This window comes from Paenibacillus sp. AGC31 (genome assembly GCF_057334655.1).
This window is the reverse complement of the sequence record NZ_JBHFJH010000002.1, coordinates 1-15,909: the sequence shown is the minus strand read 5'-3', so window position 1 is coordinate 15,909 and position 15,909 is coordinate 1. Positions and strand designations below refer to the sequence as shown.

General features: G+C 44.7%; 14 protein-coding genes. All 14 read right to left on the bottom strand.

Annotation, left to right across the window (positions count from 1 at the left end; genetic code table 11):
- Window positions 1–12: 12 nt before the first annotated feature.
- A complete protein-coding gene (gene hag / locus ACE04G_RS02455; protein WP_100528427.1) occupies window positions 13–834 on the bottom strand; it encodes a flagellin Hag in 822 nt (273 codons plus the stop codon).
- Window positions 835–1,097: 263 nt separating this feature from the next.
- Window positions 1,098–1,913 (bottom strand): flagellin N-terminal helical domain-containing protein, encoded by an 816-nt coding sequence (locus ACE04G_RS02450; RefSeq protein WP_339305875.1) that lies wholly within the window; start codon window positions 1,911–1,913, stop codon window positions 1,098–1,100.
- 262 nt (window positions 1,914–2,175) lie between these two features.
- On the bottom strand, window positions 2,176–2,991 hold the full coding sequence (gene hag, locus ACE04G_RS02445) for a flagellin Hag (RefSeq protein ID WP_221821794.1): 816 nt from the start codon (window positions 2,989–2,991) through the stop codon (window positions 2,176–2,178).
- A gap of 143 nt (window positions 2,992–3,134) precedes the next feature.
- Window positions 3,135–3,380: a carbon storage regulator CsrA gene (csrA, locus tag ACE04G_RS02440; protein ID WP_221821796.1), complete on the bottom strand. Its 246-nt coding sequence runs from the start codon at window positions 3,378–3,380 to the stop codon at window positions 3,135–3,137.
- 2 nt (window positions 3,381–3,382) lie between these two features.
- Window positions 3,383–3,808: a flagellar assembly protein FliW gene (gene fliW / locus ACE04G_RS02435; RefSeq protein ID WP_221821799.1), complete on the bottom strand. Its 426-nt coding sequence runs from the start codon at window positions 3,806–3,808 to the stop codon at window positions 3,383–3,385.
- A gap of 102 nt (window positions 3,809–3,910) precedes the next feature.
- The gene (locus ACE04G_RS02430; RefSeq protein WP_221821800.1) at window positions 3,911–4,480 is read right to left on the bottom strand and encodes a DUF6470 family protein; all 570 of its coding nucleotides are present in this window, start codon (window positions 4,478–4,480) and stop codon (window positions 3,911–3,913) included.
- 16 nt (window positions 4,481–4,496) lie between these two features.
- A complete protein-coding gene (gene flgL, locus ACE04G_RS02425) occupies window positions 4,497–5,417 on the bottom strand; it encodes a flagellar hook-associated protein FlgL (RefSeq protein WP_221821801.1) in 921 nt (306 codons plus the stop codon).
- 24 nt (window positions 5,418–5,441) lie between these two features.
- Entirely contained in the window at window positions 5,442–6,998 is a 1,557-nt protein-coding gene (flgK, locus tag ACE04G_RS02420; protein ID WP_221821802.1) for a flagellar hook-associated protein FlgK, read from the bottom strand.
- A gap of 19 nt (window positions 6,999–7,017) precedes the next feature.
- Window positions 7,018–7,521: a flagellar protein FlgN gene (locus tag ACE04G_RS02415; protein WP_221821803.1), complete on the bottom strand. Its 504-nt coding sequence runs from the start codon at window positions 7,519–7,521 to the stop codon at window positions 7,018–7,020.
- An 11-nt stretch (window positions 7,522–7,532) separates the two neighbouring features.
- Window positions 7,533–7,817, bottom strand: a complete 285-nt coding sequence (gene flgM, locus ACE04G_RS02410) for a flagellar biosynthesis anti-sigma factor FlgM (protein WP_047840678.1) — start codon at window positions 7,815–7,817, stop codon at window positions 7,533–7,535.
- 178 nt (window positions 7,818–7,995) lie between these two features.
- Window positions 7,996–8,400 (bottom strand): TIGR03826 family flagellar region protein, encoded by a 405-nt coding sequence (locus tag ACE04G_RS02405; protein WP_047840679.1) that lies wholly within the window; start codon window positions 8,398–8,400, stop codon window positions 7,996–7,998.
- A gap of 149 nt (window positions 8,401–8,549) precedes the next feature.
- On the bottom strand, window positions 8,550–13,544 hold the full coding sequence (locus ACE04G_RS02400) for a fibronectin type III domain-containing protein (RefSeq protein WP_486094122.1): 4,995 nt from the start codon (window positions 13,542–13,544) through the stop codon (window positions 8,550–8,552).
- Between the two features lie 315 nt (window positions 13,545–13,859).
- The gene (locus ACE04G_RS02395; protein ID WP_221821805.1) at window positions 13,860–14,756 is read right to left on the bottom strand and encodes a ComFC family protein; all 897 of its coding nucleotides are present in this window, start codon (window positions 14,754–14,756) and stop codon (window positions 13,860–13,862) included.
- Window positions 14,757–14,821: 65 nt separating this feature from the next.
- On the bottom strand, window positions 14,822–15,909 hold a 1,088-nt coding region (locus ACE04G_RS02390), incomplete at its 5' end, for a helicase-related protein (protein WP_486094121.1).

Sequence of the window (15,909 nt, the reverse complement as noted above, 5' to 3'; positions counted from 1 at the left end):
TTCGTACCAAGATTAACGAAGCAATTGCAGTACAGCTTGCGGTTGTTGATTTGCTTGCGCCAACATCGCTTGAGAAGCTTGTGCAAGGATGTTGTTTTTCGTTTGATTCATCATCTCTTTTGCCATATCTACATCACGAACACGGGATTCCGCAGCAGACAGGTTTTCCGAAGTCGTTCCCAAGTTGTTGATTGTGTGTTCCAGACGATTTTGGTTTGCACCCAGTTTGGAACGTTCCGCAGATACGGATGCGATAGCTGTATCCAAAGTAGCAATTGCAGCGTTCGCACCTGTTTGAGTAGAAATGTTTACTGATGCTGCAGCAACGCCTAGGGAGCCAGCTCCCATGTTACCAATATTCAGCGTAATATTTTGACCTGTGTTAGCTCCGATATGGAAGACTACAGAACTTGCTCCAGTACCGTTCAACAATTTCTTCGTATTGAATTCTGTTGTTGTCGAGATACGATCGATCTCTGCAGTCAATTCTGTTACTTCTTTTTGAAGTTCAACACGGTCAGCATTAGTATTTGTATCATTCGCCGATTGAACAGCCAATTCACGTACACGTTGCAGAATGCTGTGTGTTTCGTTCAATGCACCTTCTGCTGTTTGAATCAAAGAGATACCATCTTGTGCATTTTTGGAAGCCATATCCAAACCGCGGATTTGTCCACGCATTTTTTCGGAGATTGCCAATCCTGCAGCATCATCACCAGCGCGGTTGATCCGCAAGCCGGAAGACAATTTTTCGATCGCTTTGTTCGTGTTTGTTGTGTTCGTGTTCAGTTGGCGATGAGTGTTCATCGCAGCAATATTGTGGTTGATAATCATTGAGTGTTTCCTCCCTGAAATAAGTTAGTTCCACATCCTTGTGGTAAACATTACGTCTCTAAGGCTGACTTACCTTATCGGGCAACATCTTACTTTATATATCGACAGAAACATCAATACTGTTTATAGTGAAATGATTTTTTATTTTATTTTTTTGGAAAGTATTTTGTGACGGCTAGTGCTGTTGCTTCTGAGAGGAAGATAGTTAGAACAAAAAAAATAAAAGAACCTTCGGGATCCCGAAGGTTCTTTTATTTTAAAGATTAACGAAGCAATTGCAGTACAGCTTGTGGCTGTTGATTTGCTTGCGCCAACATCGCTTGTGAAGCTTGTGCAAGGATGTTGTTTTTCGTTTGGTTCATCATTTCTTTCGCCATATCTACGTCACGAACACGGGATTCTGCAGCAGACAGGTTCTCGGAAGTTGTACCCAAGTTGTTGATTGTGTGTTCCAGACGGTTTTGGTTTGCACCCAATTTAGAACGTTCCGCAGATACAGACGCGATTGCTGTATCCAGAGTAGCGATCGCAGCATTCGCACCCGATTGATTACCAATAGCAACTGTTGAAATACCAAGGGAAGTAGCTCCCATGTTACCAATGTTCAGCGTAATACTTTGGCCTGTGTTAGCTCCGATATGGAATACTACAGCAGTTGCGCCAGCACCATCCAACAATTTTTTAGTGTTAAATTCTGTTGTAGTCGAAATACGGTTAATCTCAGCAGTCAGTTCTGTTACTTCTTTTTGAAGTTCAACACGGTCTGCATCTGTGTTTGTATCATTCGCCGATTGAACAGCCAATTCACGCACACGTTGCAGAATGCTATGTGTTTCGTTCAATGCACCTTCAGCTGTTTGAATCAAAGAGATACCATCTTGTGCATTTTTGGAAGCCATATCCAAACCGCGGATTTGTCCACGCATTTTTTCGGAGATTGCCAATCCTGCAGCATCATCACCAGCGCGGTTGATCCGCAAGCCGGAAGACAATTTTTCGATCGCTTTGTTCGTGTTTGTTGTGTTCGTGTTCAGTTGGCGATGAGTGTTCATCGCAGCAATATTGTGGTTGATAATCATTGAGTGTTTCCTCCCTGAAATAAGTTAGTTCCACATCCTTGTGGTAAACATTACGTCTCTAAGGCTGACTTACCTTATCGGGCAACATCTTACTTTATATATCGACAGAAACATCAATACTGTTTATAGTGAAATGATTTTTTATTTTATTTTTCTGGAAAGTATTTTGTGACGGCTAGTGCTGTTGCTTCTGAGAGGAAGATAGTTAGAACAAAAAAATAAAAGAACCTTCGGGATCCCGAAGGTTCTTTTATTTTAAAGATTAACGAAGCAATTGCAGTACAGCTTGTGGCTGTTGATTTGCTTGCGCCAACATCGCTTGTGAAGCTTGTGCAAGGATGTTGTTTTTCGTTTGGTTCATCATTTCTTTTGCCATGTCTACGTCACGAACACGGGATTCCGCAGCAGACAGGTTCTCGGAAGTTGTTCCCAAATTGTTGATGGTGTGCTCCAAACGGTTTTGGTTTGCACCCAATTTGGAACGTTCAGCAGATACCGACGCGATTGCTGTATCCAAAGTAGCGATTGCAGCGTTCGCACCTGTTTGAGTACCAATGGCAACTGATCCAACACCCAGGGAACCGGATCCCATGTTACCAATGTTCAGCGTAATACTTTGGCCTGTATTAGCTCCAATATGGAATACTACAGCAGTTGCGCCAGCACCATCCAACAATTTCTTCGTATTGAACTCAGTTGTTGTCGAGATTCGATCAATTTCAGCAGTCAATTGCGTAACTTCTTTTTGAAGCTCAGCACGGTCTGCATCTGTGTTTGTATCATTCGCCGATTGAACAGCCAATTCACGCACACGTTGCAGAATGCTGTGTGTTTCGTTCAATGCACCTTCAGCTGTTTGAATCAAAGAGATACCGTCTTGTGCATTTTTGGAAGCCATATCCAAACCGCGGATTTGTCCACGCATTTTTTCGGAAATTGCCAATCCTGCAGCATCGTCACCAGCGCGGTTGATACGCAGACCGGAAGACAATTTTTCGATCGCTTTGTTCGTGTTTGTTGTGTTAGTGTTCAGTTGGCGATGAGTGTTCATCGCAGCAATATTGTGATTGATAATCATTGAGTGTTTCCTCCCTGAAATAAGTTAGTTCCACATCCTTGTGGTAAACGTCGCAACACTAAGGTCGGCCGCCCTTCTGAAACAACGTCTATATTATATATCGTCAGATATTCAAAAACTATTATAGTGGAATAGAATATTCACTAATTATCTTTTTCTTTAGTATCACGCACAAACTGCATAAAGGCTTCTACGTCGGACACAGGCGGTGCTGTAGATTCACGATTGGCTTCCTGAATAGAAGCGTACAGTTCTTGGCGAAAGATATCCACATGGTTAGGTGCCGAGATTCCTATCCTCACGGTGTCGCCATCCACAGCAAGCACAGTCACCTCAATATTATCCTGAATAATAATGGATTCTCCTTTTTTTCGTGACAGTACTAGCATAGTTAATCTCCACCTTTCACCGATTGCAGGTTATTTGACCAGATCCGATGTCTGGTTTCATATCCGGATTGGTGAAGCACGACTTGTTTGCCTTTTAGAGTAACAGGATTCATTACAAGCGGTGCCAACAAATTCATAGTTGATTTTACTGTTTCCGACTGAATAGTCACAATCGCATATACAGCTACCTTTTCTTCAAGCTTCAGCTCATCTTTGTCCTCATTACTCAACTCAAAACTATAGTCTTTCTTGAACTCAAACGGACTAACGATTACAAACGAAATTTCTGATTCATTTATAGATTGAAGATAGCTAAAAGGAGTTCCTTCCCATGGAATTAATGCAAAGTCAGTTTCCCGCTCAAATCCAGGCAATCCCTTTTCAAAATGATATACATCCTCTAGAGGTACATCAATTTCACCTAACATACTGGTTCTAATTAAAATAACAAACGCCCCCTTGGCAACAGTTTTGTACAAAAAAAGCTATAGCGGATGCCGAACATAACCGTCTACAGCCTATTATAGCCTTTATAGTCCTATATCTATAGCAGGTGGAGTGAACTGTATAGAAGCATACTGTTTAACGTAAATATCCAACTTACCACGTTGATATTCAATCTCTGGCTTGTTCACAATTACATTCATCTCGGATTCCGCTGCTTCGAAGCGAATGTCTGGTGCTTGCGTAAACACTCGTACATCCACATTATCAGAGGAAGCTGCCGTGCGTGTCTCCGGAAACGGCTTGGCTTGCCAATTCGTTCCTACAATATTTGCAATGGTATTGCCTGGTTTGTGGATGGCTGCCATATCATTCCCCTGTTGCACACGCTCAGCCATATTCTGCATGAATAATTGCTGAATACCCGAATATATTCGGGCATTCATATCGATCATATTCCCACCATGATAGGCAGAAAAAGCCTTGGATTGATCCACGTTCAACTCTATTGCATGGCTTTGCACCGTTAATTTACCAGGCTTGGTATGGAGCTGGACCTCTGCCTTCGGCTGGCGAATCGACTGCTGACCAATGTCTGCATCGATATACAGTACCGTTGGTGTCGTCTGAATCTGCACAATTGGAAGAGTACTCACCAGATAATCTCCCCTTTTATCTCAGAAAATCAACCAATGACTGGGATATAATTTTAGCACCAGCGGAAAGTGAAGCATTGTATATATTTTCTTGAATCTTAGACTTAATGGATAATTCAGCGTAATCTGCATCTTCAACCTTTGCTTGTAAATCCGTTAAGTTCACTTCAAGATCACTTAATCTACCTTGCATGAGTTCGACGCGATTGGTTTTCGCCCCAATCTCTGCACGGATCGCTAGCATTTTGTTTGTTCGAGTATCAATGTTCGCAAGCTGATTAGACACTTCCTTTTGATCCCCACTGGCCAGAGCCTGACTAATCGTATTAAAAATTACAAATAGATTATCAGCTTCCGTAGAATCACCAAATACTTCATTACCGGTTACGTTAATTGGTAATTGGATACTCTCACCCACGATAAAATTAATTTTACCGGAATCAGTAACGACGGAAGCAGCATTTGTTGTATCAAACGAACCGTCAGCACTGGTAGGAAAGTCATAAGGTTTCACATCGTAGGTTTCACCATTGAATACATACTTCCCGTTCAACGTACTGTTTGAAATATCAACAAGTTGCGCTTTTAATTGTTTGACCTCTTCGTTGATGCTATCTAGTGCAGATTGCGGGTTAGTCCCCGTAGCTGCCTGCACCGTCAGTTCTCTCAATCGTTGAACTACACTACCTGCTTGATCCATAACGGTATCATTAAAATCCAACCATGATACCGCGCTATCCACATTTTTTTGATACTGTTCATTGGAAGACAGTTCTGCACGATAGCGAAGGGAGTACGTAATCCCTACCGGATCGTCAGAAGGTTTGTTAATCTTCCGTCCCGTTGCCAGTTGTGTTTGTGTAGTATTCATCTGTTGAGCATTCCGGTTCAGGTTAAGAATCAATTGCGAGCTCAACATATTATTTGTAATTCTCATCGTCTGTTATGTCACTCCTTTCTATTATCTGCCTACTACGCCGGTAGAGTTAATTAATTTATCGAGCAATTGATCATATGTGGTCATAAAACGTGCAGAAGCACTGTAAGCATGCTGGAATTTGATCATGTTGGCCATCTCTTCATCCAACGATACACCACTAACAGACTGACGTCTGGTGTCTACTTGCTCTACCAAGAACTCTGAGTTTGAGGTTTGACGTGCCGCCTCCTGAGATTGAACACCCAACTGTCCAACGATCGCACTAAACTGAGCACCAATCGTTGCATTCCGCAAACCATCAATGGATTTCATCGGAGTATCCTTCAAGTTAGCTAGTAGATTAGCCAGTGTATTGTTACCTTTAATCACCGATTCTGCTCCTGAAGAATCCGTAGTGGTTCGGAGCGAAGTTGCAATCTTATTCGGATCAGCCAAAATTTCAGCATTCAATGAAATATTACCAGCTGTAATGGCTCCCGCCCCACCCGCTGCTGTAAAGAATGGTAATCCACCTGTATTGGTTCCATCCATACTGTATCCAAGCTGATGCAAACCATTTAGGCCTTTGACTGTAACTTTCAGGTCTGTTGCTAGTGTCCGCGCTGCACCTGTGTATGTAACACCATCCAAGACAGTATTATCCGGCAAGACAGAGCCCCCAGGAAGAGTGATTTCAATATCCCCATTGGCAAGTGTATTAGCTAAGTCATCCATTTGCTTCTGATAATCAGTCACCAAAGTGTCTCTAGACTTAATCATGCCGTGGACCTCACCGTTGGTGAGCGTGCCAGCTGTATACGCAGCATTCAGAAAAGCAGGGTCTACCGCAACTTGTACCGCCCCGCCTGTGACGAGTGCCTGTCCATTCATCTGAACTTGGTATCCTTGCGGAGTATCCGTAACGGTAACATTCATGATTCTGGACAACTTGTCCGTCATCAGGTCACGTTGGTCACGCAAATCGTTGGCATTGTCGCCAAGAGACTCGACTTTTACAATGGCACTATTAAGGTTCGCTATGTTACCGAGGTAGCCCTGAATTTCATTGCTTTTCACAGCAATGTTACTATCAAGATCCTCGCTAAGTGCATCCAGTTGACGGCTAATCTGATTCATCGCATCGGTCAGAGCCAACGTCGTTTCTTTTACGATCCGCCGTGCTGTGACATCCTCAGGATTTTTACTCAGATCTGACCATGATTTGTAGAAATTATCCATAACGGTTCGAAAACCAGTGTTTGATGGTTCATTTACAATAGCTTCAAGTTTCTCAAGAGTATCTCGTTGAATGGACCAACTCCCGAAGTTGGTATTTTCATTGCGATACTGGTCATCCAGAAATTTCTCACGCACACGTGTAATGGAGTCAAATTCTACCCCTGTACCGAGCTGTCCTGGTGTTGTACTATGCAGAAATGCGAACGGCTCCATTGGAATAGATGCCTGCATGTTTACCTTTTGGCGTGAGTAGCCTTCCGTGTTGGCATTGGCTATGTTATGGCCTGTTGTGCTAAGAGCTGTCGTCTGTGTGAACAAACTGCGTTTAGCCGTTTCGATTGAATGAAATGTAGATGTCACCTGGTTTCCCCCTAATTAATCAGGCACGCGTGTCAAACAGACCGATTCGCCCTGGATTACCGTTCTTATCAGCAGGATGCTGATATGTGGCATCCTGTTCTGGTCGAGAAGCAAAGATGTCCATAGATAAGTCAATAAACATCAGCGATTGCTCGATCAACTTTTGATTCAGTTGATTAATTTCTTTTAATTCATGCAGTGTTCCCGCCAGCTTTTTCTGGACTTCAAGCAATCGCAGTTTGTCAGCCGGATCAAAAATCAGCTTTGAGATCTCAGTAATGTTCAGGTTCAGCATAGATTTGATTCCACGCTCCTGTAGCAGTTCGTGTACTGCACTCTGCCGTTCGATCTCCAATGGCTCCTGTTGTTTCATGAAACGAGATTCTTTGTTGAGGAGGGCAATGAGTTCATCTACATCATTTTTGACAATAACCTGTCTCTTGACCTCACTGAGTGCCAGCATATCGCGGTGACTTTGTTCCATTTGCTGCAAAACTACAATCAATCTGTCCAGTGCTGCCATTACGTGATCACCTATTCCTTATCAAAAGACTTAAAATACGGCAGCAGCTTGTCAGCAAGCTTGCTACTATCTACCTGATATGTTCCCGAACTCACCTGTTCTTTGAGTTCCTGTATCCGTTGTATGCGTCCTGCATCCTGTGTACGACTTTGTTCCTCAAGCATCTTCATCGCCTCCGGAGAAATGGATACCTCGTCCTTACGGCGGCTCTTCTTGGCATCAGCCTGCTGATTGGATTCAACGTTCCTTTGATATGAATTGATGGCGCCAATTCTACTCGGTTCATTGATTTTCATTTAAAATGCACTTCCTTCCATGATTAGGAATTTATGTTGATATACGTTTTTCTTACTTCAATCTTTATGTTGTCAAAATGATTAGGATAATAAAAAAAACCGATAATCTTTAATAAGTTTATCGGTACGTTTCAAAACATTTGTTATAGCAAAACATGTATTTGAGCCCTCGCTCCTATTAATCGCGTAGTTTGTCGACAGCATTGTAGGTTCGTCCGCCTAAATTGTTGTTATCCTTCTGACCTACTTCACGAGCTGCTCCTGCCAAGTCTTTCGTTAAACGATTACGACAGGAGTCGCACATATGACCTTCACGAATCAATGTTCCGCATACTTCACAAGGATACATCATATTCGGGGCATTCTCGATGGAAATTCGTCCCTCACGGATGAACTTGGTAATGTTTTTAATTGAAACTTCTGTTGCATCAGATAGTTCCTGTATGTTGGTACCCTTGTTTTCGCGCAAATAATCTACACAGATCTGATATTCCTTCTCTATTTCCTTAATACAGTTTGAACATACATCTCGAAAATTCAACGCATATAATTTACCACAGCGAGGACAGTTACCTAGATTCATCGCTAAAACGCCCCTCTCAAACTTCCATTTCCGAATAGATAATAACTATACATTACCTTATTTTCTCTGATGAAGCCATAGTCTATTTGCAAAACAAAAGAGGGGAACAGGATGCACATATACGCAATCCTGCTCCCCATTATATATCACTAATTCAATGTTCTAATACTTAGTACAGATGACCATGCACTTGTGTTCTGATCGTTGAATGCCCGAATACGATATTTATGCGAACTGGACGGTAACAGATCAGAATGAATAAATGTTGCATCACTGACAGTCGCCACAATTTGCCCATCGGCTTCAATTTCGTAAGACGAAGCACCTATAGCCGCGTCCCATGTCAGAATAACGTTTGTTCTGTCCGAAGTTCCCTTCAGCACAGGTGTAGTTAATTGAGTCATTCCCGCTATAATTTCACTCCAAGCTCCTGCACCAGAAACATTTTTAGCACGAATCCGGAAAGTATGCTCCGTATTTGGTGCAAGTCCACTCTTCGTATAAGCAACTCCACTCACGGCAACCACCGTACCATCAATCTCCAGATCATACCCGGTAGCTCCGGTAACAGCACCCCATCTCAGCGCGATAGCCGCTGTTGTTGCTGAGTTAATACTTAAACCTGAGACACTGGCAGGTAACGTAGTTTGGGACAATATTGCTGTCCATGCACTAACATTAGTGTCGGTCAGGGCACGAATACGATATTTATGAATCGTTCCACCAAGTACCCCATTATGGACATACAAGAGATCACTTACTGTAGCAATCACTATGCCATCTGCCTCAATCTCATATTTTGTTGCACCAACAACTTCATTCCATGTCAGCGTAACTGCGGTTTCTTCAGGTACAGCTTTCAGCGTTGTTGGTACATTTAATTGGGTCGAGGCGGTTACAATTTCACTCCAGCTACCGACGCCGGCAGTATTTTTGGCACGAATACGGAATGTATGATCTGTATTGGCCAGAAGTGCTGCTTTGGTATAAGCCAAAGCGGTTACAGCGACTATTTTACCGTCAATTTCCAGATCATATCCTGTTGCTCCCGTAACTCCATTCCACTTCATAGCAATGGCTACTGTTGTTGCAGAATTCATACTCAATCCGGTCACAATGCCCGGGAAAGTGTTTTGAGTCAAGACCGTAGACCAAGCGCTACTGTTCTTATCCGTTAATGCACGCACACGATAGGTGTGCGATATTCCTGCAAGCAAATTACTATGAACATATGAGGGATCGGTTACTGTAGAAACAATTGTTCCATCTGCCTCAATTTCATATTTAGTTGCATCTTTAATATCAAGCCAATTCAAAGTAATAGCTGTTTCCTCTGATGTTGCTTTCAGAGCAGGTGTGTTTAACTGGGTTGTAACATCTGTTACATCTCCCCAAGCTCCAGCCCCAGCAGTATTTTTGGAACGAATACGGAATGTATGATCCGTATTCGCGATAAGTCCCGTTTTGGTGTAAACCACTCCACTAACAGGTACCACCGTACCATCAATTTCAAGGTCATATCCCGTCGCTCCTGAGACTGCGTTCCACTTCAGAGCAACAGCTGTGTTCGTTACACTTGTTACCGTTAGCCCGGTCACAGAACCAGGCAACGTATTTTGTGTCAAGACCGCAGTCCAAGCTCCAACATTGGTTTCGGTCAGAGCGCGTACGCGGTATTTATGTGCTGTTCCAGCTATCAGATTATTGTGAGTATAAGTAGGCACCTTAACAGTACCCACTAAGACTCCGTCCGCTTCAATCTCATATTTGGTTGCATCTTTAACTTCAGGCCATGTCAAGGTGACCGCTTGTTCCTCAGAAGAAGCCTTTAGCACAGGTGTGTTAAGTAAAGTTGTGCCATCTACAATCTCACTCCATATACTTGCACCTGCTGTATTTTTAGAACGAATACGGAACGTGTGATCCGTATTTGTCACAAGCCCACTCTTCGTATAAGCTACTCCCGTTACCGGTACAACTGTACCATCGATCTCAAGATCGTATCCTGTTGCTCCCGTTACTGCCGTCCATTTTAAGGCAATGGCTACGTTCGTAGTTGAACTAACAGTTAATCCTGTCACTGAAGCAGGTATAGTGCTCTGTGTCAGGATTGCTGTCCACGCACTTGTATTGGTATCCGTTAACGCACGAATACGATATTTATGGGCTGTTCCTGAAAGCAGTGTTGTATGAGTAAAGCTAGGTTCCCCTACTGTTGCTACTACTGCTCCATCGACTTCAATCTCATACTTCGTTGCGTCTGCTACCTCAGCCCACGTGAGGTTGATTGCAGTTTCTTCCGATGATGCTTTTAGTAAAGGTGTGTTTAGGAGCGTCGTTCCATTGATGAGTTCACTCCACGCTCCTACACCAGCTGCATTTTTCGAGCGAACACGGAAGGTATGGTCTGTGTTGGCTGCCAGAGCGCTCTTCGTATAGGCTACTCCCGTTACTGGGACAACCGTTCCATCAATCTCCAGATCATATCCCGTTGCTCCCGTCACAGCTGTCCATTTCAAGGCAATGGCTACATTCGTAGCCGAGCTAACAGTTAAGCCTGTCACGGAAGCAGGGATGGTGCTTTGCGTCAGGATTGCTGTCCATGCACTCGTATTGGTCTCCGTCAACGCTCGAATACGATACTTGTGCGCCGTTCCTGGTAGCAATGCTACATGGCTGTAGTTAGGTTCTTCTACTTTTGCCACTACTGCTCCGTCTGCCTCAATCTCATACTTGGTTGCGTCTGTTACATCAGCCCACGTGAGGTTGACTGCGGTTTCTTCTGATGATGCTTTTAATACCGGTGTATTTAGAAGTGTGGTTCCACTAATTAAATCGCTCCATGCCCCTACACCAGCGGCATTTTTCGAGCGAACACGGAAAGTATGATCTGTGTTGGCTGCTAGAGCGCTCTTCGTATAGGCTACTCCCGTTACCGGGACAACGCTACCGTCGATCTCCAGATCATATCCTGTCGCTCCTATAACTGCTGTCCACTTCAAGGCAATGGTTGCATTCGTAGCCGTGCTAACTGTTAATCCGGTAACTGAAGCAGGGATGGTGCTTTGTGTCAGGATTGCTGTCCATGCACTCGTATTGGTCTCCGTCAACGCTCGAATACGATACTTGTGCGCCGTTCCTGGTAACAATGATGTGTGACTGTAGCTAGGCTCTTCTACTGTTGCAACCACTGCTCCGTCTGCCTCAATCTCATACTTGGTTGCGTCTGCTACATCAGCCCATGTCAGATTGATTGCAGTTTCTTCTGATGTTGCTTTCAAGACAGGTGTGTTCAACTGCGTTATTCCGCTGATCAGATCACTCCATGCCCCTGCACCAGCGGCATTCTTTGAGCGAATACGGAAGGTATGATCTGTATTTGCTGCGAGACCATTCTTCGTGTAGGTTACTCCTGTTACAGGGACAACTGTTCCATCGATCTCGAGATCATAACCTGTGGCTCCGGTTACTGCTGTCCATTTCACAGTTACAGCTGCATTGGTCGCTGCACTGACCACCAATCCATTAACGGAATCAGGCAACGTATTCTGTGATTTCACTGCCGACCATGCGCTAATGTTATTGTCACTTATAGCTCGTACACGATACTTATGGGCCGTTCCAGGTTTGAGCCCTGTGTGCATATAGATTGAATCTGATATATCTCCAACGACAACGCCATCCGTCTCAACTTCATATGACGTTGCACCATCAACTGGTGACCAGATGAGAACAACTTCTTCTTGTGAAGGGTTGGACTGAATAACGGGTGTACTCATCTGGGTGATTCCTGTAGTTACATCACTCCAGCTTCCTGCACCACCAGCATTTTTAGGTCTGATTCTAAAGGTATACTCTGTATTGGCTGTAAGTCCAGTTTTACTATATGTGGTGCCGGTTACAGCAACATTAGTGCCATCAATCTCCAAATCATATCCGGTAGCACCCTTTACTGCAGTCCAAGTTACGGTTAGTTTATTAAATGTAGCATCAGTAACCTTCAACCCGTCGGCACGGTCAGGTACTGTTAACTGACTCACCAATTTACTCCACGTGCTCTCATTATTAGATGAGAAAGCTTTTAGCACATAAGTATGCGTTGAATTCGCTTCTAGGCCTTCATGCACATATGAGGTGAAGTTCCCGAGTTCAATTGGCGTCCCCCCATCAATCTGTAGCTGGTACCGATCTGCAAATTCAACCGCCTTCCACTGTACCGTATTCTTGCTTTCTTCTGAGGTTACGGTCAGAACGGGTTTCTCAAGCAAGGTTGTGATTGCAACCGGCTCACTCCACTCACTAGCCCCTAGTTGGTTAACTCCACGTACTCTATAGGTATATGTAGTATTGGGTATAAGTGATGAACTTGTATAATTAATTCCGTAAAAAGGCCCTTTGACTACGCCATTCTCTTCAATCTCATATTGGACAGCTTGTGGAGCAGAAGACCAATTGAGATTAATAGCTACATCATTGGCATCAGTCATTAAATTAGTTGGAACAGCTGGAACCGTAGTAATAGGCTGTGTTGGCCCCGGCTCTTTTACAAAACTGAATGATTCCGCTTTCCGTATGTAATACGGATTCAGGTTAGATACAAAATCGACTACCGCTCCTGTATCTGCGTTAATTACGAGACTTAGCTGTGTTGCCTCGTAGCTTTGCACATATCTTGGCGTAGTCATTCCAAACTCATCAACGGTGGAATTTTTCCATACTCCAACATTGGTTCCGGATTGTCTGTATTCCATAGTCGTGTAATACTCCCATACCTCAGCAAAGTCGACGATAAAGGCATTGGTAACTTTGCCGGTATACGTAGATGTGTAGGAGCCAAATGAAATCTTGGTTATGTCTCCAACTGCCCCATTGATCGATTGACTTCTCCTAAAAGAATATCCTGATGTTGAAATCTCGTATGATCTCGCCCAACTCAGATTAACTGATTTTTGATTCACCTGTAATTGGCCGTTGTTGTTGGTCAACACATATTGGTAATCATTACTTGATGAGACTATCCCGCTTCCTACTGCTGCATGTGCCCGGTTCCCCCCGTACACGCCAAACTGTCCGAATACCAGCATGAATACTAGTAGACGGACAGTCCATAAGTAAAATCCATTTTTTCTTTTTCCTGCGACCACTTTTGTTCTCCCCTTCAACAGATATGTTGTGCCACTCCCTATGCTGTCACCTGTGGTGAACGGCAAAACTATCTATTCTGCGCGAGAAAACCAATTCCTCTTTTTTACATGTAAAAAATTTCTTATTACGCTTTCATTTATAATTTCATCAAACAACTATATTTCAATCGGTAAAAATGGAATGGAGACACGCATTAACGTACCAATGATTAATAAAGGACATACTCTCCTGTCTGCTATTAATATGAATGTTTAGATTCCCCACCTAGAGTGGCTAAGAATACTGGACCGTCATTTATTATTTAGATTCAGCTTCTAGGATCTTGCCAGTGTCAGTGTGTAAATCTCGACGGGAATCTCCATTCTGAAGCCAGCATTTAGAATACCCCGCCCACAAGCGTCCAACGTGCTCCCTGTTGTGTATATATCATCAATCAGCAGTATCTGTATGGGTTTGGCATGTGACATGCCCTTTTGTGTTGGCAGATGAGATCCCCTGTATAGCTCTTCAATTAGATGCATACCATCCGGGTTGATGGAAAAAGCGTTCTTCATCGTTTCAATACGCTCACCGCGTGATTTGAAGCTTTGTTTGGTGGTGTTGATCTGGCGCTGCAACAGATCCACGATGGGTAGGCGGCAGGCGGTGGCGAGCCCAGCAGCCAGCCGCTCCGCCTGATTGAAGCCACGCTCGGCCAGGCGCTCGCCGCTCACCGGGACATAGGTGACCACGTCAGGCCGCCATTGTGGCTTCGTTTGTTGAGCATGTGTGGCGGGATGAGCCACGGGGGCTGGGGGTTCTTTTGCCAAAGCAGAATTCTGCTCCTCACTCATCGCTTGAAAGGCATGAATCAACAAAGCGGTTAAGAGCGGTGCGTAGCGTTCATGGCCTCTGAATTTGTACATGCCTATCCATTCTTTCATAAGAGTGTTGTATTGTACGGCGCTGCGATTGGAGATAAAAGAACGGTTTTGCATGTGTGGACGAGCACAGTCCGGGCATCCGACATCCCGACCACAACGCAGACAGCGGATAGAACGAATCCATGGAATCTGCTTCACACAACGTAGGCATATGCCTGGATAGATAGAAGACAGAATCGCTCGAGTCCCACATGTCAGACAAGTCGCTCCCGGCGGGGCGAGCAGGTGGTGGAGACGTTGGGTCAGGTGTTGCGCCTGATCGGATATGTTACTGAGCCAATTGAACATAGGGGGCATACCTCCAGTCTCGGGAATGTATTGTGACATGTGGATACGAACATGGCAGATGGCAATTAGGTTTGGGATGGTGGATGCAGGTAACCTTTGCGACGAGCGATGGTGTTCATTTTTCGAATCTGGGCAACGGCCTTCACCTGTGAACGTGTCCGACGAGATGATGCAAAAACTACTCTACCTGCCGGGTCATCCATGGAACGCCCAGCTCTGCCTGCCATCTGAACCAGTGATGCTTCATCAAAGAGACCATTGTCTGCATCCAATATAAAAACATCGCTGCGTGGAATGGTCACGCCACGCTCCAGAATTGTTGTCGTTACGAGCAAACGAATTGTGCGCTCACGAAAGGCTATAACTTTACTAGCGCGATCGGGGTCCTGAGATGAGGTTCCTTCGATATGGATTCCGGGAAAAGTACGACGCATCAGATTCACAAACGCCTCAATCTGGGCAATGCGTGTTACAAAGACAAATACCTGAGCGTCACGCTTCAATGAAATTTGGATGTTAGTCCTCAAGGCAGAAGGAAAATTTCGTTTCTTAATACACTCAGCAACGGTAACCATTTTGATCAATCTTGGCACGGGCAAAGGATGACGGTGGAAACGTACTGGAACTTTGGCATGATTGAGTTTCCCCCGTGCTGCTTCCCTCTGCAGCCGAGCAGGCGGTGTGGCAGATAGATAGACAAAATTCCCGTCCGTTTTACAGGAGGATGCCGCCGCGTGAGCGAGCATGGGATCGTTGTGATAGGGAAAAGCATCCAGTTCGTCGATAATGACGAGATCGAACCCTTGATAAAAACGCATCAATTGATGTGTGGTCGCAAGCGTGAGCTGAGCGTCTTTCCAGCGTTCGTCACTGCCTCCGTAAAGGGTAGCGAGTGAGGTGTCCGGAAAAGCTTTGGCCAGACGCGGAGCCAGTTCCAGCACCACGTCTCTGCGCGGCGTAGCGACCAAAGCTCGTCCCCCACGATCCAATGTATGTTGGAGCAATGGAAAAATCATTTCGGTCTTGCCGGCCCCGGTCACGGCCCACAGCAAGAACCGCCCCGGCCCATCCCCTGCGGGTGGCCGGGCCAAAAACGCAAGCGCCGCGGCAGCTGCCGCGCTCTGCGCTGCGCTAAGCCCCCACCGGGCGATCC